24 protein-coding genes, 1 tRNA gene and 1 pseudogene are annotated in these 24,950 nt (G+C 32.9%); 15 read left to right on the plus strand and 11 right to left on the minus strand.

Annotated elements, in window-relative coordinates; all coding sequences use genetic code 11:
* Positions 1 to 32 precede the first annotated feature (32 nt).
* The 12 genes and pseudogenes from AC2D8I_RS04260 to AC2D8I_RS04315 all read left to right on the plus strand — a co-directional run bounded on the left by AC2D8I_RS04260 (position 33) and on the right by AC2D8I_RS04315 (position 10,025).
* Positions 33 to 974 (plus strand): C45 family autoproteolytic acyltransferase/hydrolase, encoded by a 942-nt coding sequence (locus AC2D8I_RS04260; protein ID WP_484704749.1) that lies wholly within the window; start codon positions 33 to 35, stop codon positions 972 to 974.
* An 8-nt stretch (positions 975 to 982) separates the two neighbouring features.
* Positions 983 to 1,678: a peptide chain release factor H gene (gene prfH / locus AC2D8I_RS04265; RefSeq protein WP_484704750.1), complete on the plus strand. Its 696-nt coding sequence runs from the start codon at positions 983 to 985 to the stop codon at positions 1,676 to 1,678.
* Positions 1,679 to 1,682: 4 nt separating this feature from the next.
* Entirely contained in the window at positions 1,683 to 2,219 is a 537-nt protein-coding gene (locus AC2D8I_RS04270) for a tetratricopeptide repeat protein (protein WP_484704751.1), read from the plus strand.
* Between the two features lie 141 nt (positions 2,220 to 2,360).
* Positions 2,361 to 2,705 (plus strand): DUF6331 family protein, encoded by a 345-nt coding sequence (locus tag AC2D8I_RS04275; RefSeq protein ID WP_484704752.1) that lies wholly within the window; start codon positions 2,361 to 2,363, stop codon positions 2,703 to 2,705.
* Positions 2,706 to 2,721: 16 nt separating this feature from the next.
* Positions 2,722 to 2,860: transfer RNA gene (locus tag AC2D8I_RS04280), tRNA-OTHER, on the plus strand.
* A gap of 685 nt (positions 2,861 to 3,545) precedes the next feature.
* Positions 3,546 to 4,646: a slipin family protein gene (locus AC2D8I_RS04285; protein WP_484704753.1), complete on the plus strand. Its 1,101-nt coding sequence runs from the start codon at positions 3,546 to 3,548 to the stop codon at positions 4,644 to 4,646.
* Positions 4,647 to 4,977: 331 nt separating this feature from the next.
* On the plus strand, positions 4,978 to 6,378 hold the full coding sequence (locus AC2D8I_RS04290; RefSeq protein WP_484704754.1) for an RtcB family protein: 1,401 nt from the start codon (positions 4,978 to 4,980) through the stop codon (positions 6,376 to 6,378).
* A 484-nt stretch (positions 6,379 to 6,862) separates the two neighbouring features.
* Positions 6,863 to 7,066 (plus strand): hypothetical protein, encoded by a 204-nt coding sequence (locus AC2D8I_RS04295; protein WP_484704755.1) that lies wholly within the window; start codon positions 6,863 to 6,865, stop codon positions 7,064 to 7,066.
* 24 nt (positions 7,067 to 7,090) lie between these two features.
* Positions 7,091 to 7,318 (plus strand): annotated as a pseudogene (locus AC2D8I_RS04300) (nucleotidyltransferase family protein); the annotation flags it as partial.
* Between the two features lie 33 nt (positions 7,319 to 7,351).
* Positions 7,352 to 8,236, plus strand: a complete 885-nt coding sequence (locus AC2D8I_RS04305) for a tRNA nucleotidyltransferase/poly(A) polymerase-related protein (protein WP_484704783.1) — start codon at positions 7,352 to 7,354, stop codon at positions 8,234 to 8,236.
* Entirely contained in the window at positions 8,233 to 8,979 is a 747-nt protein-coding gene (locus AC2D8I_RS04310) for a nucleotidyltransferase domain-containing protein (RefSeq protein ID WP_484704756.1), read from the plus strand. Before AC2D8I_RS04305 ends, AC2D8I_RS04310 begins: the two co-directional genes overlap by 4 nt.
* Positions 8,976 to 10,025 carry a nucleotidyltransferase domain-containing protein gene (locus AC2D8I_RS04315; RefSeq protein ID WP_484704757.1) on the plus strand — a complete coding sequence of 350 codons (1,050 nt, stop codon included), beginning with the start codon at positions 8,976 to 8,978 and terminating at the stop codon, positions 10,023 to 10,025. The genes AC2D8I_RS04310 and AC2D8I_RS04315 overlap by 4 nt, the downstream gene beginning before the upstream one ends.
* A 75-nt stretch (positions 10,026 to 10,100) precedes the next feature.
* On the opposite strand, the gene AC2D8I_RS04320 is transcribed toward AC2D8I_RS04315, so the two are convergent.
* The 4 genes from AC2D8I_RS04320 to AC2D8I_RS04335 form a co-directional block, all read right to left on the minus strand.
* On the minus strand, positions 10,101 to 10,823 hold the full coding sequence (locus AC2D8I_RS04320) for a LytR/AlgR family response regulator transcription factor (RefSeq protein WP_484704758.1): 723 nt from the start codon (positions 10,821 to 10,823) through the stop codon (positions 10,101 to 10,103).
* Positions 10,824 to 11,837, minus strand: a complete 1,014-nt coding sequence (locus AC2D8I_RS04325) for a sensor histidine kinase (RefSeq protein ID WP_484704759.1) — start codon at positions 11,835 to 11,837, stop codon at positions 10,824 to 10,826.
* Between the two features lie 21 nt (positions 11,838 to 11,858).
* Positions 11,859 to 12,185 carry a DUF4907 domain-containing protein gene (locus AC2D8I_RS04330; RefSeq protein WP_484704760.1) on the minus strand — a complete coding sequence of 109 codons (327 nt, stop codon included), beginning with the start codon at positions 12,183 to 12,185 and terminating at the stop codon, positions 11,859 to 11,861.
* An 83-nt stretch (positions 12,186 to 12,268) separates the two neighbouring features.
* The gene (locus AC2D8I_RS04335) at positions 12,269 to 13,252 is read right to left on the minus strand and encodes a Kelch repeat-containing protein (protein WP_484704761.1); all 984 of its coding nucleotides are present in this window, start codon (positions 13,250 to 13,252) and stop codon (positions 12,269 to 12,271) included.
* Positions 13,253 to 13,559: 307 nt separating this feature from the next.
* Here AC2D8I_RS04335 and AC2D8I_RS04340 point away from each other — a divergent pair, with 307 nt between their 5' ends.
* The gene (locus AC2D8I_RS04340) at positions 13,560 to 14,849 is read left to right on the plus strand and encodes a DUF4270 family protein (RefSeq protein WP_484704762.1); all 1,290 of its coding nucleotides are present in this window, start codon (positions 13,560 to 13,562) and stop codon (positions 14,847 to 14,849) included.
* Positions 14,839 to 16,071 carry a BamG family beta-barrel-assembly machinery protein gene (gene bamG / locus AC2D8I_RS04345; protein WP_484704763.1) on the plus strand — a complete coding sequence of 411 codons (1,233 nt, stop codon included), beginning with the start codon at positions 14,839 to 14,841 and terminating at the stop codon, positions 16,069 to 16,071. The genes AC2D8I_RS04340 and bamG overlap by 11 nt, the downstream gene beginning before the upstream one ends.
* On the opposite strand, the gene AC2D8I_RS04350 is transcribed toward bamG, so the two are convergent.
* The 4 genes from AC2D8I_RS04350 to AC2D8I_RS04365 all read right to left on the minus strand — a co-directional run bounded on the left by AC2D8I_RS04350 (position 16,068) and on the right by AC2D8I_RS04365 (position 21,205).
* Positions 16,068 to 16,526, minus strand: coding sequence for a 3-oxoacyl-ACP synthase (locus tag AC2D8I_RS04350; protein WP_484704764.1), 459 nt, complete (start codon positions 16,524 to 16,526; stop codon positions 16,068 to 16,070). The two genes, bamG and AC2D8I_RS04350, sit on opposite strands and share 4 nt — an antisense overlap.
* A complete protein-coding gene (gene mtgA, locus AC2D8I_RS04355; RefSeq protein WP_484704765.1) occupies positions 16,517 to 17,188 on the minus strand; it encodes a monofunctional biosynthetic peptidoglycan transglycosylase in 672 nt (223 codons plus the stop codon). The genes AC2D8I_RS04350 and mtgA overlap by 10 nt, the downstream gene beginning before the upstream one ends.
* Positions 17,185 to 18,300, minus strand: a complete 1,116-nt coding sequence (locus tag AC2D8I_RS04360) for an NAD(P)/FAD-dependent oxidoreductase (RefSeq protein ID WP_484704766.1) — start codon at positions 18,298 to 18,300, stop codon at positions 17,185 to 17,187. The genes mtgA and AC2D8I_RS04360 overlap by 4 nt, the downstream gene beginning before the upstream one ends.
* Positions 18,301 to 18,472: 172 nt before the next feature.
* Positions 18,473 to 21,205: a zinc-dependent metalloprotease gene (locus tag AC2D8I_RS04365; RefSeq protein ID WP_484704767.1), complete on the minus strand. Its 2,733-nt coding sequence runs from the start codon at positions 21,203 to 21,205 to the stop codon at positions 18,473 to 18,475.
* A gap of 91 nt (positions 21,206 to 21,296) precedes the next feature.
* On the opposite strand from AC2D8I_RS04365, the gene AC2D8I_RS04370 reads away from it, so the two are divergent.
* Positions 21,297 to 21,806 carry a hypothetical protein gene (locus tag AC2D8I_RS04370; protein ID WP_484704768.1) on the plus strand — a complete coding sequence of 170 codons (510 nt, stop codon included), beginning with the start codon at positions 21,297 to 21,299 and terminating at the stop codon, positions 21,804 to 21,806.
* A gap of 39 nt (positions 21,807 to 21,845) precedes the next feature.
* On the opposite strand, the gene accC is transcribed toward AC2D8I_RS04370, so the two are convergent.
* From accC to AC2D8I_RS04385, 3 genes are all read right to left on the minus strand, one after another.
* Positions 21,846 to 23,198 (minus strand): acetyl-CoA carboxylase biotin carboxylase subunit, encoded by a 1,353-nt coding sequence (gene accC / locus AC2D8I_RS04375; protein ID WP_484704769.1) that lies wholly within the window; start codon positions 23,196 to 23,198, stop codon positions 21,846 to 21,848.
* Positions 23,199 to 23,291: 93 nt separating this feature from the next.
* Positions 23,292 to 23,771, minus strand: coding sequence for an acetyl-CoA carboxylase biotin carboxyl carrier protein (accB, locus tag AC2D8I_RS04380; RefSeq protein ID WP_484704770.1), 480 nt, complete (start codon positions 23,769 to 23,771; stop codon positions 23,292 to 23,294).
* Between the two features lie 32 nt (positions 23,772 to 23,803).
* Entirely contained in the window at positions 23,804 to 24,799 is a 996-nt protein-coding gene (locus AC2D8I_RS04385) for a beta-ketoacyl-ACP synthase III (protein ID WP_484704771.1), read from the minus strand.
* Between the last annotated feature and the right edge of the window lie 151 nt (positions 24,800 to 24,950).

Consider the following 24,950-nt stretch of genomic DNA (forward strand, 5'->3'; position numbering starts at 1 on the left):
TGGTCACACTTTTAAATAAGAGAAATATTAAAATGGAACGCATAAAAATAAATTTGGACTTAAGATCTTCAGAGCGATGGAAAGGTCTAAGGCAATATGCAGAAGAAATAAATGGTCTTTTTAAACATTATTTGGAAGATTTAAGTGGAGCAGGAATTTTCGAGGACTATATAGAACTGTATAAAATTAATTTTATATCAAAAAGCTATAGAGACGAAATTACATCTATAGAGAAGTTTTGCAATTTTACTGAAAACCAAATACTAATAACAAACTTGTATTACGACGTTTTGAAATTTGTGTTTGGATGCACAGCATTTTGTGTTACGAATCAAAAAGAAAAGTTACATGCTAGGAATTTAGATTGGTGGACCGAAAATAACATTTTAGGGAAATACACTAAGATATTCGATTTCGAACAAAATGAAAAAAAGATATATTCTCTTGTAGGTTGGCCAGGATTCGTTGGTGCGCTTTCTGGAGTCAAACAAGGCGTGTTCTCCATTACATTGAATGCTGTTTTGAGTAACGAATCGCCACAATTTGCAATTCCCATTACATTTTTAATTAGAGATGTCTTGGAGAAAGCAAAGACGTTTACTGAAGCTGTCAAAATACTATCGGAAACAACAATTGCATCCGATTGCCTATTAATGGTTGTAGGTGTTAATGAGGGTGAAAATATAGTAATAGAAAGAACACCAACGACATTTTCAATTCGTAAACCTTTAGATGATAGTTTAATTGTAACCAATGAGTATTTGTCGTTAACAGAGAATAAATTAACACAAGACACTTTGCAACTAACAGCATTTGGAAGGCATGTTAGAGTCAAGGAGTTGTTGGATGAAAATAAACCAAAGATTATACAAGATTATTTTGATGTATTGTCAGATAGTAAAGTGAAAATGGATATCACAGTACAACAAATGGTACTAAATCCTAAGAATGGAGAGATTCATTTAAAAATTTAAGAACAAAAATGAAAACTAAAATAATACAAATAACCTCAGGGCAAGGGCCAGCAGAATGTTGTTGGGTTGTTGCGCAAGTTCTAAAACAATTTTTAGAAGCTGTGAAGAGCAATGGTATCGAATATAAAATATTACAAAGAGAAAAAGGAATTGAGAATGGTACGTTGCAATCAGTGACTATTCAATTGGAAGGAGAAAATCTAGACGTATTTTTAAAACAATGGATAGGTACAATACAGTGGGTAGGAGCCTCGGGTTTTAGACCGCAGCACAAGCGTAAAAATTGGTTTGTAGGCTTATATGAAATTGAAAAACTTCAGCAATTACAAATTGAAGAAAAAGAGATTTCATATCAAGCTACACGTAGTTCAGGACCAGGAGGACAACATGTAAATAAAGTGAGTTCCGCTATTAGGGCTATTCATAAACCAACCAAAATACAAGTGTTGGTTATGGATAGCCGTTCACAACATCAAAACAAGAAAATAGCAAAAATACGCTTGCAAGAAAAAGTAAGTACATTACAATTGAAAGCATTAAAGGTGAGCGTAAAAAACCAATGGGAAAATCATTTAAAATTAGAAAGAGGTAATCCAGTACAAGTTTTTAAAGGGGCGAGTTTTAAAAAGAATACAATTGTAAAAACGTATAAAAAGCAACGCAATGCATTAAAAAATGACTTGCGAAACGAATTAAATAGCTAAAACGATGGAAACAAATTTGTTAAATAGTTATGTGCTTAAAGCTATAGATGCTTATCCATACGAGTTAGAAGAAGCTGTAGAAAATTTAAACTATGCTTTGTCTTACGAATCTAAGAATACCTATGCTTTATATCTAATGGGAAGAATACAAGCAGAGCAGTTAGGTGATTATGAGCAAGCCAAAGCATATTACGCAGAAGCGTTGGCAAGTAAAATGGATTTTCATAAAGTGTATACTAAGTATATTCAAGTGTTATTGTGGAATGGCGATTTTAACGAAGCTCAAAAACTAATCGATTTTGCGTTGACGGTTAAAGGTATAGATCAAGGCTCTATTTGGGATAAACAAGGGCAGCTCTTCGAAATTAAGCAAGACTATAAAAAAGCTATTAAGGCTTTAAAAACAGCAATAATATTTGGGTTTAATGATTCATTCATAAATTATATTAATGATGAAATTAGTCGCATAAAAACGAAACTAAAACCAAGTAAAAGGAAAAGAGGTTCTAAGAAAAAGAAGCATAGAAATAAAAAGAAGTAAAATAAAATACAACTGCGTAAAAAGATTGCGCAACAGTATGGAATATTTGCAAAGTAATCATAAAGAAGTTTTACTAATTAAGCTTCAAAAGTAGTGCTCCGCCAGATAATGGAAGCTGGTGGGGCTTAATAAAGAGAAAAAATGAAAAATAGAGATAGGTTCAATGCAGACGCCTTTTTAATGAAAGATGAAAAACTTTGGAAAGCATTAGAGCAACATTGCTTGGTTGAATGTTGTGGGATTGATGCTTTCGATTTTTCTACTGAAGCATTTACTGAAGTTAAAGAAAACTATAATTTTAAAATAACTGTAATCAATTTAGAAAACTTAATTGAAGCGATAAAGGAGAGTTCCTTTAATAATGTTGGCAGTTTAATTTTTGGGTATTATGCTAAAAGAGGTGCGTTTGTATTTCTATTAGAAAGCATTAAAACGACAATAATTAAAATAACGGAGAAGATTACGGTTGAAAATACTGATTCTTAGATTAAATAATTAAAATGGAAGTATTGAGTAATTGGTTGGCTCGTCAGGCTGAAATGCGTTTTCAAATTCAACGAATCCTACTTTATTAAAGTAGAATGTATTGAGTTAAAATCTGGTCTTTAATTAGCGAGTAGGTTCGAGTCCTACTACTTTCACATCAAGCGAGTCTTGTTAAGTGTTTCGATATAACACCATTGCATGAGCCTTTACTGTTTAGTATTAAGGATTTATGTTCAACTTGACTTGAAGGTTTCGATTGTGTATCCAAAAAACAGTCTCCATCTATGTACGCAGGTTCGAATCCTGCCTTCGTTAATTTGAAGTAGCTAAGTCTGGTAAAGCAGTAGGTTTTCAATCGCAGGTTCGAATCCTGCCAAAACGTAACGGTTTTGTGGTCGAGCGGTCTAAGACACAACACTGAAAATGTTGCATTGAAATGGACTCAAAATCCATCCTTGAAAAAGCTGGTCATCTTGTAAAACGGACCACAACGTGAGTCGCACTTAAAACGGCAAAACAATGTGAAGTTAAGCGGGTTGTAAGACAGAAATGTTTCAAGGCAACAATCCCGAAAATACCTTGAAATACAAAGTGTATTTTAAAGTAACGGTTTAACTTTTTGTTGCAATAATTACCAATTAGGCTATGATGTTTTATATGGATCTATAGGTAAACGTTTCAGCATAAACTTAAGGTCGTACCTAAAATAACGATGTGTTTCCGTAGTAAGAAAGATCGTTTTTCTTTCACATTGTTTAAAAAAGAATAGGGATTCCTAAAAAAGGAATTTATTATAAATGTTTAATAATTCTGAAGGCATTCAGAATAAAAAGTAGAAAAATGAAAAGAGTAAGAATTTATGCGGGTACTGTAGGCTTAGTGTTTAAAAATGGTGATTACCAAAAGGTAATTACAGAAGGTAAATATTGGTTGGGGTTTAATGAGAGTGTTCTAACTTATAGCTTGTCTACACCGTTTAACGCACCCAAAGCATTGGAAATCTTACTTAAAGATGAGGCTTTAGCCAATATGTTAACCATAATAGAAGTTAGGGATCATGAAATAGCTTTGGTGTACGAAAACAATAACTTTAAAACAGTATTAACAGCAGGTCGTCATGCATATTGGAATACTTTGATCGATTACAAATTTGTAACTGCCGATTTAAATAAGATTGAAATAACAGAACCAATCGACAAAGCATTGTATAGCAAGCCAGAACTAAGCAAATATATTCGAGTATTCGAAGTATCCGCCTACGAAAAAGCAGTCATGATTGTAAACGAGAAGAATGTTAAAATTTTAGAGCAAGGAAGCTACCATTTTTGGAGAAACGAGCAAACCCTTAAAATTGCAAAAGCCGATTTACGTCAATTACAAATAGAAATTTCTGGTCAAGAATTGTTAACAAAAGATAAGGCAACAGTGAGAATCAATTTCAATGCACAATATAAAGTTGTGGATATTGAAACGGCTTTAATGCATAACAAAGATTATGAAAAACAATTGTACATCACATTGCAATTGGCATTGCGTGCATTTGTTGGGACTTATACGCTAGATGAAATGTTGGAGCAAAAAGAAACAATAACTCAAGCTGTATTTAACGCGGTTAAAACACAAGTAGCCACATTAGGCGTTGTTGTTTTGCATTGCGGGATAAGAGATGTGATTTTACCAGGAGATATGAAAGCCATCATGAATCAAGTATTGATTGCGCATAAGAAAGCACAAGCAAATGTTATTATGAGAAGAGAAGAAACAGCATCGACAAGAAGTTTACTGAATACCGCAAAACTAATGGAAGATAATACGATGCTGTTTAAGTTGAAAGAAATGGAATATGTAGAGAAAATCGCCGATAAGATTGGTGAAATTACAGTCTCTGGTAATGGTAACATCATAGAACAATTAAAAGATATATTCTCTGTGAATAAGTAAGCTTATGGCGTAACCCAAACCGAAAAAGGTTTGGGTCGCGCTTTCCGCTATATCTTTTGCAGAAAAAGCAAAAGGATACCGCTGCAATCGCTTACGCGGGATTAACAACAAACTGTGTTTTATTCAAAGAAACTTTAATGTTTAAAAGAACACTACGGCCTCAAACAAGTTTACTTATGAGGAAAATAAATTACAAATAAATAATACTACGCAAAAAGATTGCGCAACGCTTTGAAATATTTGCATTGTAATCATACAGAAGCCTTTCTAATTAGGCTTTAAATAGTGCTCCGCCAGACAATGGAAGCTGGTGGGGCTTAATAAAATAAAAATGGAAAACGTAAATAAAATAACAGGAAACGAATTAATCGCATTAGGATTTAGACAAGGAAAATGGATGAAAGATGCCATCGAGTATATAAATACAAATACATTGGAAGGGGAAGCAATGCTTAATTATTTAGAGCAATTTAAATCGCCAGATCCAGTCGATTTACATACAGAAACTGTGGCATTTTCAATAAACATTAAAGCAGAAAACGAGTTGGAAGAAGATAATGTGTCTAAAGTGGTTAACTCCATGGAAACATTAATGAAAACGCCAACACTCGTAGATGGAGCAATTATGCCAGACGCCTGTCCAGCAGGACCAAGCGGAACCATTCCTGTAGGTGGAGTTGTAGTTGCAAAAAATGCAATCCATCCAGGAATGCATAGTGCCGATATTTGTTGTTCGGTCATGTTAAGCGATTTTGGTAAAGCAGATCCAAAATCCGTTTTAGATGCCGCACATAAGAGCACACATTTTGGGCCAGGCGGAAGAGATAGGAATACACAATTTAGATTTCCAAAAGAACTATTAGAAGCCTTTAAAGCTAATTGTTTTTTAAACGATGGAAATATGATTCAAGCAGCGAGAGCGCATTTAGGAACACAAGGTGATGGCAATCACTTTTTGTTTGTGGGAACATCAAAAAAAACGGGAAATACAATGTTGGTAACACATCATGGATCTAGAGGTCCAGGAGCCAGGTTGTATACAAAAGGAATGAAAGTGGCCGAAAGATTCAGAAAAGAGCTGTCACCAGAAACCTTAAAACAAAACGCATGGATTCCGTTTGAAACAGAAGAAGGAAAAGCCTATTGGGAAGCATTGCAAACCATGAGGGATTGGACAAAAGTAAACCATAAAGTCATTCATGATTCAGTAGCAGAAGCTTTAGAGTTGACTATTGAAGATCGATACTGGAACGAACATAATTTTGTGTTTAAAGATGGCGATTTGTTCTATCACGCCAAAGGTGCAACACCATTGGATGCTAGGTTTATGCCAGACATCACTGGACCAAGATTAATCCCGTTGAATATGTCGGAACCAGTATTAATTGTAGAAGGAAAAACCACCAAAAATAATTTAGGGTTTGCGCCACACGGCGCTGGTAGAAATGTGAGTAGAACACAGCATAGAAAAAGTAAGACAGGAACAATTACAGATATTTTTAATGAGGAAACTAAAGGGTTAGATATTCGATTTTTCTCTAAGGAAATTGACATTACCGAGTTGCCAAGCGCATACAAGAACGCAGAAACCGTTAGAAACCAGATGGAAGAGTTTGGTTTGGGTGAAGTTATCGATGAGGTAATGCCCTATGGTTGTATTATGGCTGGCGATTGGCAAAAAAATGCACCTTGGAGAAAAAAGCGAAGACAAGATAAAATGAAGAGCAAATAAAATGAAGGAAAAATCTTTAAGCATTTTTGGAGGTCTTTATAATAACTATAGCAATTCCCATAATTCTATTTTCAATAGTATTTGTGGAAATTCCATTATTGATTTTTGGTATTATTAAAAGGGCAATTGATAAAAGTAAATAGTCAAGGAAAGCAAAACCTTTTAATACAATACTTAGTTAAAATCCAAGATGAAAATGTAATCTCTAAAGCGCACTACAACTCATTTAAGTATTATAAAAGGAATAATAATCTTGAAGCTTTTTTTTCATTGCTTAATAATCTAAATAAGAAATGACTGTCAGATTAATAAAAGTAATTGGAAACTTATATAGTATTTTCAAATATGATGTTGTTCAAAAATATTTAAAGGAAAGATCTTGCACTGGTGTTTAATGAGCAATCCGTTCAGAGAAAGGAAGGATGAAAATGAAAAAACATTTAATTCGTTCAATTAAAAAGAGATTGATAAATAATAAAAACAAATGGAAGGCATAGCAACAGAAATCTTTAAAGAAAAAATATTTCAAACGCTTCTTGAAATGATAAAGAAGCAAGGGGGAATAGCAATGTTAATTAGAGGAGCTGTTATAGATAGAATTCAAGGGTTACCTATAAAGGATGTGGATATCGAAGTCTATGGTTTGTCCTATGCAGAATTGGTTGTTTTAATTGATCTATTAGACTAGCCATATAATTTAGTAGGAAAATCGTTTGGAATAATAAAAACAACAATTAATAATATAGAAATAGATATATCTATACCTAGAAAAGAAAACAAAATAGGTAAAGGACATAAAGGGTTTGATGTTTTGTTAAATGAAAAGATGACATATAGGGAAGCGGGTGAGCGTCGAGACCTAACGATTAATAGTATGTATCAAAACTTGCATAATGGAGAGATAGAAGATCCGTTTGATGGGTTAAAAGATTTAGAAAAAGGAATTATTAGAGCCACAGCAAAAGAAACCTTTATAGAGGATCCATTGCGAGTATTAAGAATCATGCAACTATTACCTAGGAAAGGAAAGAAAGTTGCTAAAGCTACTATGAAATTATGTCAATCTATGATAAATACATTTTCAGAATTATCAAAAGAACGTGTTTTTGTAGAATGGGAAAAACTCCTGTTGAAAGCAGAAAAACCATCTGTAGGGCTGGAGTTTTTGAAAGAATCAGGATGGTTAATTCATTTTCCAGAATTAAGTGATTTAATAGATTGCCCACAAAATTCTATATGGCACCCGGAAGGAGATGTTTGGGTTCATACAGGAATGGTCCTAGATAATGCAGCTCAATTGAGGCATTTAATTCCAGAGGGTTGGAGATTGGCGTACATGTTGGGAGCATTGTTACACGATGTAGGAAAGCCAGCTACTACAACACCTGATTTAAAGTCATATGGACACGATATTGTAGGCGCAAGTATTGCAGAACGTTTTTTAAGACGAATGACGAATGATAAGATGTTAATATATAGAGTAACTACCATTGTAGAATTGCATATGCGTCCAGCACAGTTATATCATTCTCAAGCAAAGGAAACAGCTTGGAAACGATTGCATAATAAATGTAGGCTAGATATTCTAGGGTGGCAAAGTAAAGCTGATTCAGCAGGAAGAACGGGAAGAGATGTTGTATTGGATGAGCACAAAGTATCAGAAAAATGCTTCAAATTATTTAAGGATTTTGGAGAAACAAGAATTAAACCTTTAGTCTTAGGTAGAGATTTAATTACATTAGGTTTAGCACCTTCTAAAGCATTTAAGCAGGTTTTGGAAGATTGTTATGAAAAACAAATGGAAGGCTTAAGTAAGGAAGAAATTATTTTAAGTGTTAAAACTTCATTAAAGTCATGAAAACTAAAATATTAGAAAAACTTTTAGAGTTAGAGAAAGAAAAGAACATCGAAATATTATTTGCTTGTGAATCTGGAAGTAGAGCTTGGGGTTTTGCTTCTCCAAATTCAGATTACGATATTAGATTTATATATAAACATTCTAAAGATTGGTATTTAAACCTATGGGGTAAAAAGGATACGATAGAGTTTTTAACAGGTGATTATTTGGATGGTTCAGGATGGGATTTAAGAAAGTCATTGAAATTAATGGCCAAATCTAACACCTCTTTGTTAGAGTGGCTGTTCTCTCCTATGATCTATAAAGTAGATGCTGTATTTTTAAAGGAAATGCAAATGTTGGCGAGCAAGAATTTTAATCCCATAGCAGGTTTCTATCACTACCATAGTATGAGTAAGAATTTTTTGAATAAGATAACAAAGGAAGATGTAAAGTTAAAAAGCTTTTTATACGCAATGAGAACTGCTTTGTCGGCCCATTGGATTATTAAGAATAAGACGATTCCTCCTGTTTTTTTTTCAGAAGTACTAACTATTGTAAACGATCGTACTCGCAAGAAAATAGAAGAAATGGTTGTGTTGAAAAGGAAGCACAATGAAGATTTTTATACTGAAAAGAATGAAGTGCTTTATCAGTATTTAAAAGAACTTATTAAAGATAATGACAAAAAGGCGAGGCTATTACCTAGTATAAGCAGAAAAACAGAGCCATTCAATGCGCTTTTTATAAAAACTTTAAAATGACACTAGAAGAACTTAGGAAATCTGGAAATATTATTTTTGAATGTATTGCGGGAAGTAGGGCTTATGGTTTGGATACAGCAGCTTCCGATACAGATATTAGAGGAGTCTTTATATTACCTAAGGCGCAATTTTATAGTTTGAGCTATGTAGGGCAGGTGAATAATAAAACCAATGATATAGTTTACTATGAATTACGGAAGTTTATAGAGTTGTTGGCAAAGAATAATCCTAATGTTTTAGAGTTGTTGAATGTTCCTGATGAATGTATTTTATATAAAAACCCGATATATGATAATTTAGATAAAAGCACTTTTCTTTCTAAATTATGTAAAAATACATTTGCTAATTATGCGTTTACACAAATTAAAAAAGCAAGAGGGTTAAATAAGAAAATTGTAAACCCTGTAGAACTCAAACGGAAAGTAGTTGAAGATTTTTGTTACGTAAGATTTGAAGAAAAAACAATATCACTGAACTGTTTTTTAGTCAAAAATAAGTTGAATGTTTCGAATTGTGGTTTAGCTAAAATACCACATATGAGAGATTGTTACAACCTGTTTTATAGTAATACTATCCCATATAATGGTGTGTCAAGAGAAAATGCGAATGAAGTTTGTTTAAGCTCTGTCCCAAAAAAGGAAAAACCATTAGCGATGTTACATTTTAATGTAGATGCTTATTCTAGCTATTGTAAAAAGCACAAGGAATATTGGAATTGGGTAAATAAAAGAAACGAAGCACGATACAAGAGTAGTATTTCGCATTGTAAAAACTATGATGCTAAGAATATGATGCATACGTTTAGATTGCTTCATATGGCTAGAGAAATTGGTTTAAAAAAGGATATTAACGTTAGACGCTATGATCGAGAATTTTTGTTGTCTATAAAAAATGCAGCATTTGAATATGATGATTTGATAAGTAAAGCAGATCGTATAAAAACTGAATTAGAAGTTATATATGATGCATCTAATTTACCAGAAAGACCCAATGTAGAAACGATAAATAATCAACTAAAAATGATGAGAGAATGCTTTTATAAGTAGTGATAAACTGTCACGTTTTTTTTAAAATTAGAAATAACGACACTATTTTTTGGATAGTGTCAACTTAAAACAGCTCTATATCCCTAAGCACTTCAAAACGTTTTCTTTATAGGTTTCTCCTATAGGTATACGGACATCATCTATAACAATTTTTGTTTTTTGAAGTGCTTTTATATGAGTAATATTTACAATGAAAGATTTATGAACTCTTAAAAAATGTTGTGGTAATTTCTCTAAAATATCTTTAAAACTAGAAAGTGTTAATATCGATTTATTGTTATCTAGAGTGTATATTTTTATATAATCTTTAAGTCCTTGGAGGTATTTTATGTTGTTAATATCTATTTTAATGTTCTCATATTCAGATTTTACAAAAATATAATCCTTATTAGTCGCCCTGTGTGTTGTATTTGTAGGTAACGGATTTATATTATTAGTTTTTTTTAATTCATATTTTTCTTTTGCTCTAGAAACAGCTTTTAAAAACCGATGGAACGGGATCGGTTTTATTAAATAATCGGTAGCATTTAAATTAAAACCATCTAGAGCATATTGAGGATATGCTGTTGTAAAAATGAATTGCGGAATGTTTTCAATAGTCTTTACTAAATCAATTCCAGTAAGATTAGGCATTTCTATGTCTAGAAAAACTAAATCAACTTGGTGTTTATTAAGAAGCGTTATTGCTTCTAATGGATTACTGCAAGTCGCAACAATCTCAATACTTCCTATTTGATTAACATAAGATTCTATAATATCTATAGCTAGTGGTTCATCATCTATGATTATACATTTCATTTAATCTAGTTTTAATGAGAGGTTTACGATAAATTGGTTATTCTTTTCTTCTAAAAGTAAGAAATGCTTTTGAGGGTATAATAATTCTAAACGTTCTTTTGTGTTTTGTATTCCAATACCAGAATTCTCTTTGTTTTTAGTTCTGTTTCCAATTAAATTTTTGCAATTAAATTTAAGTGTTTCCTCGTTGATAGTAATCTCTATTTTGATTTCTGTTCTTCCCTTAAAATCAGTTGCATATTTAAAGGCGTTTTCTATTAAAGAAATAAATAATAATGGTCTTATTTTTTGAAATGTAATGTGCCCAGTAATATTTATTTTTATGTCTTCATTATTTGCAATACGTAACCGTTGTAGTTTTATGTAGTTTTGAATATAGTCTAACTCTTGTTCAAGTGGGACAAACTGGTCATTTGATTTATACAGCATATACCGCATCATTTCAGATAATGTTATTACGGCCTCAGGCGCATTATCAGATTTTTTTCTAACTAAAGAATAAATGCTATTTAAAGAGTTAAAGAAAAAATGTGGATTTAATTGATTTCTTAAAATTTGAAGTTCTGCTGAATTGTTTTGTGATTCTATTTCTTTTTTTCTTCTTTCGTTAATATTCCATTCTTCATACACTCTAATTACGGTGCCTACAATTATAAAAATGGCATTAAACAGCAAAGGAAGTCCATATCGAATGCCTTTTAGGTTCTGAAATTGTTTAAACAGTAGTTTAGAAGAATCAACAGGAAAAAAGAAGGTTGCTAAATAGATTGGACCAATTATAATAATTGTGATTGAGACAAGATATAACGTGGTGTTTTTTTTTAATAAAAAGCGTGGGACAAGATATAAATAGTTTACATAGAATAGTATAATGTTTATTGAGATTAGCCAAAGAAATCTCGAAGGAATCTCTCCTCTTGCTTCATAAACAGGAAGTAACATAATAGATATAATAGAAGACCATATTAAAAAATGAATACTTCCTTTTTTATATTTTTCAATAGCTTCGAGCATACTATTATTTTTTTAGGTCTACTATAACAAATTTACACAATCAATATGTATTTTTAAATGTTTAAGTTCTTCTAAGGTTAATGCTGGTTTTTCTCTATTTATAATTTTATTTTTTACAAGTGCTGCTGTCCTTTTGGCATCAGCTATAGAACAAAAGGGTTTTTGATCTTGTATTACTGGAATGACTTCTTGCTTAATTATTATTTTATCTTTTGCTAAAATGGTATAGCCGTAACCATCTTCAATTTTAAAAACAGTAGTCGTTATTAATGGTTCGGATTTAAAAAATAAAAACAGACCTAGAATAACTAAGATACTAAAACTTATGCGGATTGTTGTTTTTTTCATTTCAGATTTTTTTTAAAATACCCTAATAATCTTACTAATACGGTACAATACATTAGCTTGATTATTAGGGTGTCTACCAATTATTAATCCTCTTCATCAAATTCTTCTAATGGAAAAAAGGCATAGTTGTCATCAAGGTATAGGTTACCAGTTCTACCCAATAAAACAAACCCTCTGTGATCATCAGAAAAGCTTATAGGGTCTTGACGTGCAGAAGCTTCTATTCCAGAAAGTTCTTCCCATGTATCGATACCTGGATTATATTCCCATACAGAATTTAAGGCTCCATTATTGTAACCAGCGACTATATAACCTAATCCGTTTATGGAAAAACCAACAGCATTGGAACGTGCTACTCTGTAATCATCCTCTTCATCCAAATCGTTATTCCTTGTCCAGCTTTCAGTTTGTGGGTTAAATGTCCAAAAGTCATCTAGATATATACCATTACTTACACCTGTTCCTAAATAGACCTTGTTGTTTAAAGTAAATGTAGTCGCATCTCTACGTTTGTTACCTGCAAAACCTACAATTTCAGTCCATACATCTGTTGTGGCATCATATTTCCAAAAATCTTTTCTATCATTGTCGCCATCATACCCAGTGCCAATATATCCATAACCATTAATGCTAAAACCTACAGCACCTCTACGTACTCCGCCTCCAAAATCCGCTTTTTGTAACCAGACATTAGTATTGGGGTCATATTCCCAGAAATCACTTAATTCTAAATCACCATCATATCCAATACCAATATATCCTTTATTGCTTAAGGTGAAACCTAAAGCTGCGCTTCTTGGTATACCTGGAAAACTGGCTTTTTGAGACCAATAGTTTCCATCCATATCATATTCCCAAAAGTCATCAAGATAATCATCACCATCATAACCTGTTCCCATGTAGCCTTTACTTCCTATAGTAAAACCAGCCGCATTACTCCTAGGAATCCCATCAAAAATCGAACGCTCCTTCCAGTTTCCTCTTTTGTCATCATTATCAGTAGAACAGTTTGTAAGGAGTAATGTAAAGCAAATTAACCCTAGTATGATTTTTTTATTGTTTATCATCGTTGTTTTAAAATTATTTTAATTAATATTCTGTAGAAAAGAAACTTATATGTTTAAGTAATAGCTTTCTTAAGCCTTCTTGTTTGAATACAGAAATAAATGTCTAAACAAACATATTGTAGTAACCGTCTATTTAAAAATGTAATAGACATACTCATTGTATTTCTATACCAATCATACATTTTTTTAGATAAAAAGGAATGTGTGATTTGTAGATAGTTATTGATTGTTAGACTTTTAAATACCGGATTTGGTATACTTTTTTTTTGTGTTTGTATGAACTCCTATAGATTCGTTAAAAAAAAGAATGAGATATATCGTTTTACTTTTAATTATAGGAAGTTGTTTTTCTTGTTATGAAGATAATATTGGAGGAACATCTCAAGTGGGTGAAGATTTTGTAGAGAGTGATACGCGCGTTTATTTTATCGATACTTTAACGGTAGAGACTTCAAGTATTAAGTTTGATTCCTTGATAGTATCAAATGCAAATAGACTTTTGGTAGGGGCTTATAATGATCCTGTTTTTGGGAAAACATCTAGTAAAAGCTTTATTCAGCTAACGAATCTTGTTTACGATATCCATGAAGACGCCATTTATGATTCTATTGTTTTAGAACTTAAGTACGATAAATACTTTTATAACGATACAATATCCAACCAGAGGTTTAAGATTCATCAAGTTTTAGAAGATATTGAGCCCGATGAAGGTAATTATTATAATAGTATGCATTTTAATTATGATGAAACCCCTATTGCTATTATAGATTTTTTAGCAGAGCCTATAAAAGGGGATTCCCTGGAGATAAAAATGAATGATGATTTTGGGTTAACGCTTTTTAATAAATTAAAGGATAATGAAATTAATAATAGTACAGAATTCTTAGACGAATATAAAGGCCTGTTAGTTGAAGCAGACGCTAATCTAAACACCTCTATTTTAGGGTTCTCTACCGCTAGTTCGATGAAACTATATTATACGATAGATGATAATGATAACGAACAATTAGAGAGAACGATAGTTTTTAATATGAATGAGTTACATTCTTTTAATCAAATAAATAGTGATAAAACAGGAACATATTTTGAGAATATTGTAGATCAAGAAACATTAATTCAAAGTTTAGACACAGGGAATAGTTCTTTTATTCAGTCTGGAATCGGAATAGCTACGCGATTAGATATTCCTCATATAAAATCATTAAACGATATTTCTCCTGATGGTGTTGTTATTGATGCTAATCTGAAATTTTCTTTAAAAAAGAACACTTACTCAGATGAGTTACATACAAGCGATTCTTTGTGGGTTTATATCATGGATCATAAATCTAATGTTTTGCGAAACTTAACTTATAATGAATCTCCTGTTATAAGTAGTGTAGAAAATGATAACCCAGAATTTGAGACAGATGAGTATGTTATGAATTTAAAAAGTTTTATAGAGTTAAAACAACTTGAAACCTATGAGGAGTATTTTTTGGTTATTTACCCCAGAAATTTTAATAATTCTTTAGATAGATATATTTTTAACGGGAATCTCGCTCCCAATGATATGCAAATGAAATTAGAATTAACATACGCAACATATGAGCAATAAATTTTGGAAAAACCTATATGTTATTTGTGGTTTAATTCTTTGTCAAATAGCTTTTTCACAATCAAATAGTCTATCATCATCACCATATTCTCTTTATGGTTTAGGGTTAACGAATAATTTAAACACAGGGAAAACAAATACCTTAGGAGGAACAGGTTATGCTATGCCTTCATTATATTCTATAAATAATTTAAATCCTGCTTCGCTAGGAACCATTCCCAAAGGAAGTCTTTTATGGGATATAGGTTTTAAGCTACAGCGTGAAACGCTTTATGAAGATGGTCAAGAAGAGGTTTTGTTTAGTGGAAACTTTTCAAATATAGGCATCGCTTTGGCTATATCAGAAAAATCTGGATTAGGAATAACGCTAATCCCGTATACTAATGTCGGGTATAATGTGTATGGATTAGAGCAGCCTATTGATGGTTCTACAGATACTTTTCTTGCTAATATTTCGGGTTCAGGGGGCTTAAATACGATACAGTTTAATTATGGGTATTCCGTTAATGACAAACTTCGTTTGGGATTAAAAGGCGGGTATTTGTTTGGGAAAATAGAAGAAGAAGAAATGGATGTTATAGGAAATAGTACTTTAATTATTTCTGAAGAAAATTTTTATAAAGGCTTTCGACTGGGGTTAGGGGTGCAATACGTTGTAAGTAGTAAGATTTCCATTGGTAGTGTTATTGATTTTCCCGTAAAATTAGATGGAGAACAAACAAGAACTGTTATAGGTGGAATTGAGCCTGTAGAAGAAGAAAATGCTATAGATGCTTTTAAGTTGCCTTTAGAGCTTGGTTTTGGAATACAAACAAAGTTAAATGAAAAGCTGTTTTTTAATATCGATTATAAAAGGAGCTTTTGGGATGCAACCAATCAAAGTGATTTAATAGGAGACTATGTTGATCAAGATTTTATAGGAGTTGGGGCAGAGTTTGTACCGAAAATTAATAGTGTAAAATACTGGGATAGGGTAAATTATAGGGTTGGATTTAATATGAATAATGGTAATTTAGCTATCGATACAGATCGAATTACTAATTATAATATCAACCTAGGATTAGGTTTACCTGTGGGGAGGAGGCATTCTAAGATAAATTTAGGATACTCATATGGACAAGTAGGGCAAGTTTTAAATGGTTTAATTAAAGAACATTTACATATGCTAACATTAAATTTTAGTTTTGAAGATTTGTGGTTTCAAAAACGGAAGATTAATTAAAACACAGATTTTATTACAAATTCTTGATCCCTAAATATTACTAGGTCTCCAATAGTTTTAGATAATAATAATTTACCAATAGGCGTATTTGCAGAAATGGCGTAGAAAGAATCGGTTCCAACAGTTAAAATACCTGCGCTAATAGAAATATAATAATTAGCTTTCGTTGTATAAATTAAACTCCCAAGTCCAATTGTTGCCCCAGTTTTTAAACGATCTATTTTAGATAATAAGGCTCCTGTTTTTTGAATTTCTGCCAATTGATTTCCTGCTTTTTCACGTTCCAACTGTAACATTGCGCGACCAGTTTCATGTTTGTCCCCAGCACTACTTTTGGTTTCAGATAATAAGGATTCTTGTATCTCGGTCATTGTTTTTTGAATCGTTTTTAAACGCAGCTCTAAAAAAGTTAAACACTCTTGGTACAGGCGCTCTTTTAATATCGTTATTTCCATTTCTTCTTTTTAAATTTTAATGCTCCAAAATACTGCATTTGAGTCGTTATCCATTGTTTTCTGCTTTGAATATAATTTGTAGCAGGTTTGGCCTTGTAATATCTCGGTCTTGGTAAAATGGCCGCAATTGCAGCTGCTTCTTGTTTGGATAATTTGGAGGCCGATTTTTTAAACCAATATTGAGCAGCAGCTTCAGCTCCAAAGATATCATTTCCCATTTCAATGCTGTTGAGGTAGACTTCTAAAATCCGTTTTTTAGACCAGGTTAATTCAATAAGGAACGTGAAATAGGTTTCTAGTCCTTTACGCAACCAACTGCGATCGGGCCACAAAAAAACATTTTTAGCTGTTTGCTGGCTAATTGTACTGCCGCCTTTAATACGTTTTCCTTTTTTGTTGTGTTGGTATGCCTTTTCTATAGCTTTTAAATCAAAGCCGTTATGTTTAAGAAAAGCTTGATCTTCACTACAAATAACAGCCAGCTGTAAATGTCTAGAGATGGATTCAATTGGTACCCAATCGTGTTTTTGTTTTTTGCTATTTTGTAATACCATTAGCGGTGTTATTGGTACTGGAAGCCATTTAAAAATTAAAACGATAACAAAAGAGAGTGTAACAATCCAGAAGCACAGTTTAACAAAAAATTGAATTAATTTTTTCATTGTGTTAATGCAGCCAATTCTTTTCCAATTAAGCTTCCAATAGCAACTCCCATACCTCCTAAGCGTACCCCGCAAAACACGTTGTTAGAGAGCTGTTTTACAATAGTTTTTTTTTGTGAGCCAACACCCATTATGCCGCTCCAACGGTGTTCTATTTCAAAAGATGTATTGGGTAAAATGGTGTTTTTTAATAATGTTTCTAATGCCTTTTGGATTACAGTAGTTTGTTCTAATGAAGTGGTCTCCTCTCCTTTTAAGTCTAAATTTCTTCCTCCTCCCAATAGTATTCTATTATCGATATTTCTAAAATAATAATAGCCTTTATCTAAATGAAAAGTGCCTTTAATAGGTAAGTTTTTAATAGGTTTTGTTATTAGAACTTGGGCTCTTGCTGGTTTTACGGCTTCATTTATTAACTTTGAAGCAAAACCATTTGTTGCAATTAATAATTTTGAAGTAGATATTTCAAAGGCATTTGTTTTTATAGCAACGGTATTGTTTGTTTCAGAAAAGCCTTCAACAGTAATATTATTAAGAATCTTAATACCTTGCGCATAGACTTTTAATAGTAATGCACTCATCATTTTACCAGTGTCTATTTGTCCTTCAAACCTATTGAAACAATATTGAGGTTTAATGTTTTTAAAGCCAAGATTGTTAGCTTTTAAACTGAATACAGTGTTTTTAAAAAGGGGCTTAAGTAAATTGTTTACGGTGTCTTTTTGTGAACAGCAATACTCATAAAAAGCATCATCGCTTTTTAAAAACAATTCATAACCACCCAGCTCTTGATAGTCAATAGCGCTATCTCCTAGATTCTGCCTTAATAATTGTAAGCCTTTTATGCGTTTGTTAATGAGTTCGACAGTTTCTGTTTCACTATGAGTGTTAAGGTCATCTATAATTTCACTCAAGCTCCCAAAACAAGCAAAACCTGCATTTTTTGTACTGGCACCTTGAGGTAAGAACCCTTTTTCTAAAATTAGAATCTTAGCTTTTGGAAATTGAGCTTTTAATTGCAAGGCACAATTTAATCCTACAATCCCACTACCTACTATAGTGTAATCTACATTAGTTAACCAACTTTTTATTTCCCAATAAGATAAATTCATATAATTACAATTGCGTTTAGTATAAAGAAAGTTCGTATTTAATGAAGGATAATATAAAAAGCAAAATAATAAAAAAAAGGCGAGTATCTCTTATATTGTATTAATGAGTTGGGTATAAAAAAACTCCGAACCTACGTTCGGAGTTTTTAATAGTATAAAAAGAAGCGTGTTGTTATTGCACGATAATCTTTTTAGTGATCGTTTTTGATCCTTCTTGTATACTTAGTAAGTACATTCCAGATTGTACATTTCCTAAATTAATCGTTTGATTAAAATCACCTGTTGTATTGTAAGCTTTGTTTAATATAGAACGGCCTCTAATATCAAAGACTTGTAAACTTATATTTGCGGACGCATCATTAAGTTTAATTGTAAACTCACCATTATTAGGGTTAGGATATATAGATAACTTATTTTTAGTATCAAAATCTACTGTATTTAATACGTTAATTGTACATATTTCTAAATCTACGCTATTGAAAGTCATGCTGTTTGGGCCTATGTTAGCAGCCATAAATCTCCATTGACCATTCATCTCTTCTCCATTAAAGTTACTTAAAGGCTCTGGATCTGTTATATTAGCTGGGGTAACTGTTCCTACTAATGGGTTAGAACCACAGACTATAGGACCAGAAGCTTGATCATCAAAAGTGACTTGAATATTAGCGCTTCCATCTGTTGCTGAGCAAGGTCCTGCTGCATAAAGGTAGGAACGTGTATCTGATGGATTAAGAATTGCTAAGTGTATTTGAGAAGGATCAGATGTTGAGACATCATATTTTACATTCACATCTGTTATAATTCCGGATGCTGTCACATTCTCGTCAAAAAATTGAAACGTTTGTGCATTGGGGGTTATAGTTTGGTTAATATTAAAACTATAAGTGGTGCAAACCTCCTCAAAAACATACCCTATTGCAAGTTTAGCTGTGTTTATGTTAAAAAAGATATTGCCATTCCCTTTTACCATTACGATACAATCTTCAGAAAGAATATTAGGAACTGTTATGTCGTGAGAACCATCATTAGGCACAGCTGAAGCTAAGACTGTTGGGAAGGTTAATCCTCCATCTGTAGATAATAAAATATCAACATTTGGGGTGTTCACTGCCCCAGTATTTGTATTTGCTACATTCCAAGTAATCGTTTCTGTGTCGCCAACAGTCCATGAGGTTAATGTGCTTTGTGAAGTGACAGCAAAAGGTCCAGCTGCATTATTAACAGTCGCAGTCATCGAACTTACAGCAGTTCGTCCTCCGTTAGGATTATTATCTCTTACCGTTAGTCTAAAGTTAAGGTCTCTATTAACAGATGCAAGTTTTTCCCAAGTCGTTGAACCTCCTCCGTTTAACATTAAATCGTGTAACCTAGGAATATATCTAGTTGCATTAGTTGTTCCTTCGAAAGATCTTACCATTGGACCAGAGGTGTTTGTCTCAGCAGGTAATCCTGCAGGGCCTAAATCATATTGTTCCCAAGTGAATGTATGTGATGAAGTTCCATCGGCATCTGTTGAACTCCCTGTAAGCATATATGGCGTAGATGCAGGAATAGTATAATTACTTCCGGCATCAGCTGTAGGAGCATTATTTCCTGTAGCTATTTGATTGGCACATGTACTATTTCCTGCTGTAACATTGTTCCAAATCATTTGCAAACTCTTTTGATGGAAATAAGGATCACTATTACCTTGTACATTATCACTGCCACAGATACCTGCATAAGCCATAATTGTAGTACCACTACCTACTTCATAAGCATTAGATGCTGATCTATTTCCTCCCTCACAGTTGCCTTGATTACCATTGAACGTATGGGGAGCACCAAATTGATGTCCTAATTCATGCGCAACGAAATCAATATCATATGGATCTCCAACAGGTGAAGGTCCTCCAGTGATTCCTCGTGCTTTACCTCCTGTGCAAGGAGAATTTAATTGTGCTAAACCACCACCGCCAGTGCTAAAAGTATGACCAACATCATAGTTAGCGCTACCAATTGTATTGTCAATCACTGTTTGGCTTTGGTTTATTAAAGTAGGTGCATTATCATTACTGAAGTTATCTGAAGTTATAAAAATAATAGAGTCATTATTAGCAACTAATGTCATAGTAATAGAGAAGTCTCTTTCATACACAAAGTTGTTTCTTGTCATTGTTACGACTATGGCTGCCATTACAGCTTGTTTTTTTGCAGCAACAGTATCACCTGCAGTTAAACCAGCAGCTAACCAATGAAATTCAGAATATTCAATAGTAGTAGCAATTGCTAATCTAAAATCACGCATCATACCGTCTCCAGTGTCTCTTAGTTCGTAGCTATTTCCTAGGTCTTTTTCCTCAATCATAGCATCATCTACGACTCCGCAAATCCATGGTTGTTCTAAAGCGGGCAAATCACGTTTTGCATATACAATATAATTATTATTGTGTTTGGTGAAAGGGTCTATAAATTGTGTTCCTATTTCTGGGGATAAAACCATAGCGTGTAAGCCTTGAGGAGTTATTGAGAATCGGATCATAGTGTTAGGGTTTTCAACACTTTGGCCTGCATAAGAACGAATACTAGGGTACTTCGCTTGAAGTTCAGGAGACATTATAGAAGCCTCTGTTATTCTAAAAGCTTCAAGAGAACCTTCAGCAATAGGGAAGTTTATAATTAAATTAGAAACTTGGTTGTTCTTTCTTTCTGGGGCGTTTTCTAATTGTCCTTGTAAACTAGCAACATCTAGCTGGTAATAATTAGCTTTTTTAGGATGCGTTTTTCTAAAAACTTGTTCCTTTTTGGATAATTCGTTTTTTTTTGCTTTGCTCCATAACGCATCTTTTTTCTGAGCAAATCCACTTGCTGAAAACATTAGAGTTGTTAGTAGGGTTAAAACACAACGAGTGTAATTTTTTTTCATAATTATTGTATGTTTTTGAATGTCGTAAATATACCTGCTTGTCTTAAGATAACCAAGGATAAAAAAGTTAAAATATTGTATATTTGCGACTATGAAAGCATTTATATTAGTAATAGTTATTTTTTTTATATCTTGTAGTTCTCAAAAACCTATAAATCAAGATAATAGTTTAAACATTGAAAAAACAGGATGCCCAAAGGATGGTATTTGTAGTTTTGAAGTTTTGAAGGACAAAAGCATTCTTGTGAAAAAAGATGAGTTTGGGAGTTCATATTCTAAATTGTTGGATGGGAATCACACAGTGTTAAAATTCGAATATAGTAGAAATATAATAGAGGGTGTTCAAGATAGTAGTTACAGGGAAATTATTTACATAGAAATAAATGAAGGCGAGGAGATAGAACTTAAAGATTTAGGTAAAACTAATATCGCTTTTTCCAGATTATGTTTTTGTAGAGGGCAAACTGGGACTTATAAAGTAAAAGAAGGAGAACTTGCTATTTCTAAAATAAGTGGGAATACTTATAAATTACATTTAGCATTTAAAGTAAACGAGGTTCCGCAGGTTATTAATTCCATAGAGCAAATTTTTAAACTATAAAAAAGAAAAGCGAACTACTTAGTAGTTCGCTTTTTTTAATTACTCTTTTTTAGGTTTTTCTATAACAAAGTCTTCCATAAACTTTGTGGTATAATTTCCAGTTAAATAATCAGGGTGATCCATTAACTGTCTATGAAAAGGGATTGTTGTTTTAATGCCTTCTATAACAAATTCATCTAAAGCACGTTTCATTTTGTTAATTGCTTCTTCTCGTGTTTGCGCAGTTGTTATTAACTTGGCAATCATAGAATCGTAATTAGGAGGTATGGAGTATCCAGCATATACGTGAGTATCTAAACGAACACCATGTCCTCCTGGAGCATGCAATGTGGTAATTTTTCCTGGAGAAGGTCTAAAATCATTAAAAGGATCTTCTGCATTTATTCTACATTCTATAGAGTGTAGGTTAGGGGTATAGTCTTTACCAGAGATAGGAACGCCAGCGGCTACTAATATTTGTTCACGAATCAAATCAAAATCAATAACTTGTTCGGTAATAGGGTGTTCTACTTGAATACGCGTATTCATTTCCATAAAATAGAAATTCCTATGCTTATCTACTAAAAACTCTACCGTTCCTGCGCCTTCATATTTTATATATTCTGCAGCTTTTACAGCAGCTTCTCCCATTTTAGTACGCAATTCATCGGTCATAAATGGAGAGGGGACTTCTTCTGTTAGTTTTTGGTGACGTCTTTGTACTGAACAATCTCGCTCAGATAAATGACAAGCTTTACCATTAGAATCTCCTACAATTTGTATTTCGATGTGTCTAGGCTCTTCAATGAGTTTTTCCATATACATATCGTCATTTCCAAAGGCAGCTTTAGATTCGTACCTAGCAGAATCCCAAGCGTCTTGAAGATCTTCAGGCTTCCATACAGCACGCATACCTTTTCCTCCGCCTCCTGCAGATGCTTTTAACATGACTGGGTAGCCTGTTTCTTCGGCAATTACTTTACAATCTTCAAAAGTTTCTATTATCCCTTCACTACCAGGAACACAAGGAACTCCAGCGGCAAGCATTGTAGATTTTGCATTCGCTTTATCTCCCATCCTGTCAATCATCTCAGAAGAAGCTCCAATGAATTTGATGTCATGCTCATCACATATTTGAGAAAACTTAGCGTTTTCAGACAAAAAACCATAGCCAGGATGAATAGCATCAGCATTTGTAATTTCAGCAGCAGCTATTATATTTGACATTTTTAAATAGGATTCGCTACTTGGAGCAGGTCCTATACATACAGCTTCATCAGCAAATTTTACATGAAGACTTTCGGCATCTGCAGTAGAGTATACCGCTACTGTTTTTATGCCCATTTCTTTACAGGTTCTAATAACACGTAGTGCTATTTCTCCTCTATTTGCAATAAGTATTTTTTTAAACACAACTTCTTATTTTAAAAATTACAAATTCCAATCGCCAAATATTCCTAATACATTGTAGGACTTTGAGATTTGTATATTGGAATTTTTAAACGGTTATGACGGATCTACTAAAAATAACGGTTGATCGAATTCTACAGGAGAAGCATCATCCACTAATATTTTTACGATTTTACCTGATACTTCAGATTCTATTTCGTTAAATAATTTCATTGCTTCAATAATACAAAGTACATCTCCTTCTGCAATGGTTTGTCCCACTTCTACAAATAATGGTTTATCTGGAGATGGTTTTCTGTAAAATGTTCCAATAATTGGGGATTTTACAGTAATGTATTTAGAGTCTTCTTTTGCTGGTTCTGGAGTTACTGGATCTGGAGTAACAGCTACAGGTTGTTGTGCTGGCATAGCCATTTGCGGCATTTGTGCAGCCATAGGCATTTGTTGCACAATAGTTGTTTCTGTATCAGAGCCTGTTTTTATAGTGATTTTAACGTCATCTGTTTCTAATTTAACCTCACTTGCACCAGATTTGGCTACAAATTTGATTAAGTTTTGAATATCTTTTAAATCCATAATTAAAATGTATTAAATTTAGTTTTGTTAGTTTAAGAATTATAAGCCCATTTCAAATAAATAGAGCCCCATGTGAATCCTCCTCCAAAAGCAGCAAATATTAAATTATCTCCTTTTTTTAGTTTAGATTCATAATCATTTAAAAGCAAAGGGAGTGTTGCAGAAGTTGTATTGCCATACTTCTGTATGTTCATCATTACTTTTTTGTGATCTAATTCTATGCGATTTGCTGTAGCATCAATAATGCGTTTATTTGCTTGATGTGCTACCAACCAAGCAATGTCGTCTTTTGTTAAATCGTTCCTTTCTAATATTTTTACGGCGACATCAGCCATATTAGAAACAGCATTTTTAAATACTGTTTTCCCGTCTTGAAAAACAAAATGTTCTTCATTTTCTAAGGCTTCGGTTGTTATTGGGTAAGAAGAGCCTCCTGCTTTTGCCTGCAAAAACTCTCTACCAGAACCATCGCTCCTTAAATATTCATCTTGTAGTCCTAATTGCTCTTCATTGGGTTCAAATAAAACAGCTCCAGCACCATCACCAAAAATAATGCATGTTGCTCTATCTTTAGGATTGATCATTGAAGAGTTCTTATCGGCACCAATTAAAAGTACTTTTTTGTATTTGCCAGATTCTATATACCTAGCGGCTGTAGACATTCCGAATAAAAAACTAGAACAAGCCGCTTCTAAATCAAAAGAGAAGGCATTAACGGCTCCTATTTGTGTGGCTGTATATGCAGCGGTCGAAGCAGCCTTCATATCTGGGGTTGCTGTGGCTACAATTACAAGTTCTATTTCTTCAGGGTTTATACCTTTTTTGCTTATCAAATCCTTAGCGGCTTTTATAGCCATAAAAGAGGTTCCTAAACCTTCTCCTTTAAGGATTCTTCGCTCCTTTATACCTGTTCTTGTTGTAATCCATTCATCATTGGTATCAACAATCGTTTCAAGAATCTGATTTGTCAATACATATTCTGGTACATAAGCACCTACAGCTGTAATTGCTGCTGAAATTTTACTCATACTTTTTAAGTTAATTTGACCAAAAACAGCTCAAAACCGTTTAAAAAAGGCGAAATTTCGCTAAAATTAATGATTTTTGATCAGTATTATACAAATTAAGTTGTTTTTAACGCAAAGAAAAAATTATAACAAAAAAAACGCTCACAAGTGA

The organism is Lacinutrix sp. YIN62, assembly GCF_057219185.1.

Bases quoted from the DNA above. Each gene is read 5' to 3' on its own strand.
- AC2D8I_RS04260 (WP_484704749.1), top strand. From the start codon at position 33: ATGGAACGCATAAAAATAAATTTGGACTTAAGATCTTCAGAGCGATGG.
- prfH (WP_484704750.1), top strand. From the start codon at position 983: ATGAAAACTAAAATAATACAAATAACCTCAGGGCAAGGGCCAGCAGAA.
- AC2D8I_RS04270 (WP_484704751.1), top strand. From the start codon at position 1,683: ATGGAAACAAATTTGTTAAATAGTTATGTGCTTAAAGCTATAGATGCT.
- AC2D8I_RS04275 (WP_484704752.1), top strand. From the start codon at position 2,361: ATGAAAAATAGAGATAGGTTCAATGCAGACGCCTTTTTAATGAAAGAT.
- AC2D8I_RS04285 (WP_484704753.1), top strand. From the start codon at position 3,546: ATGAAAAGAGTAAGAATTTATGCGGGTACTGTAGGCTTAGTGTTTAAA.
- AC2D8I_RS04290 (WP_484704754.1), top strand. From the start codon at position 4,978: ATGGAAAACGTAAATAAAATAACAGGAAACGAATTAATCGCATTAGGA.
- AC2D8I_RS04295 (WP_484704755.1), top strand. From the start codon at position 6,863: ATGGAAGGCATAGCAACAGAAATCTTTAAAGAAAAAATATTTCAAACG.
- AC2D8I_RS04310 (WP_484704756.1), top strand. From the start codon at position 8,233: ATGAAAACTAAAATATTAGAAAAACTTTTAGAGTTAGAGAAAGAAAAG.
- AC2D8I_RS04315 (WP_484704757.1), top strand. From the start codon at position 8,976: ATGACACTAGAAGAACTTAGGAAATCTGGAAATATTATTTTTGAATGT.
- AC2D8I_RS04320 (WP_484704758.1), bottom strand. From the start codon at position 10,823: ATGAAATGTATAATCATAGATGATGAACCACTAGCTATAGATATTATA.
- AC2D8I_RS04325 (WP_484704759.1), bottom strand. From the start codon at position 11,837: ATGCTCGAAGCTATTGAAAAATATAAAAAAGGAAGTATTCATTTTTTA.
- AC2D8I_RS04330 (WP_484704760.1), bottom strand. From the start codon at position 12,185: ATGAAAAAAACAACAATCCGCATAAGTTTTAGTATCTTAGTTATTCTA.
- AC2D8I_RS04335 (WP_484704761.1), bottom strand. From the start codon at position 13,252: ATGATAAACAATAAAAAAATCATACTAGGGTTAATTTGCTTTACATTA.
- AC2D8I_RS04340 (WP_484704762.1), top strand. From the start codon at position 13,560: ATGAGATATATCGTTTTACTTTTAATTATAGGAAGTTGTTTTTCTTGT.
- bamG (WP_484704763.1), top strand. From the start codon at position 14,839: ATGAGCAATAAATTTTGGAAAAACCTATATGTTATTTGTGGTTTAATT.
- AC2D8I_RS04350 (WP_484704764.1), bottom strand. From the start codon at position 16,526: ATGGAAATAACGATATTAAAAGAGCGCCTGTACCAAGAGTGTTTAACT.
- mtgA (WP_484704765.1), bottom strand. From the start codon at position 17,188: ATGAAAAAATTAATTCAATTTTTTGTTAAACTGTGCTTCTGGATTGTT.
- AC2D8I_RS04360 (WP_484704766.1), bottom strand. From the start codon at position 18,300: ATGAATTTATCTTATTGGGAAATAAAAAGTTGGTTAACTAATGTAGAT.
- AC2D8I_RS04365 (WP_484704767.1), bottom strand. From the start codon at position 21,205: ATGAAAAAAAATTACACTCGTTGTGTTTTAACCCTACTAACAACTCTA.
- AC2D8I_RS04370 (WP_484704768.1), top strand. From the start codon at position 21,297: ATGAAAGCATTTATATTAGTAATAGTTATTTTTTTTATATCTTGTAGT.
- accB (WP_484704770.1), bottom strand. From the start codon at position 23,771: ATGGATTTAAAAGATATTCAAAACTTAATCAAATTTGTAGCCAAATCT.
- AC2D8I_RS04385 (WP_484704771.1), bottom strand. From the start codon at position 24,799: ATGAGTAAAATTTCAGCAGCAATTACAGCTGTAGGTGCTTATGTACCA.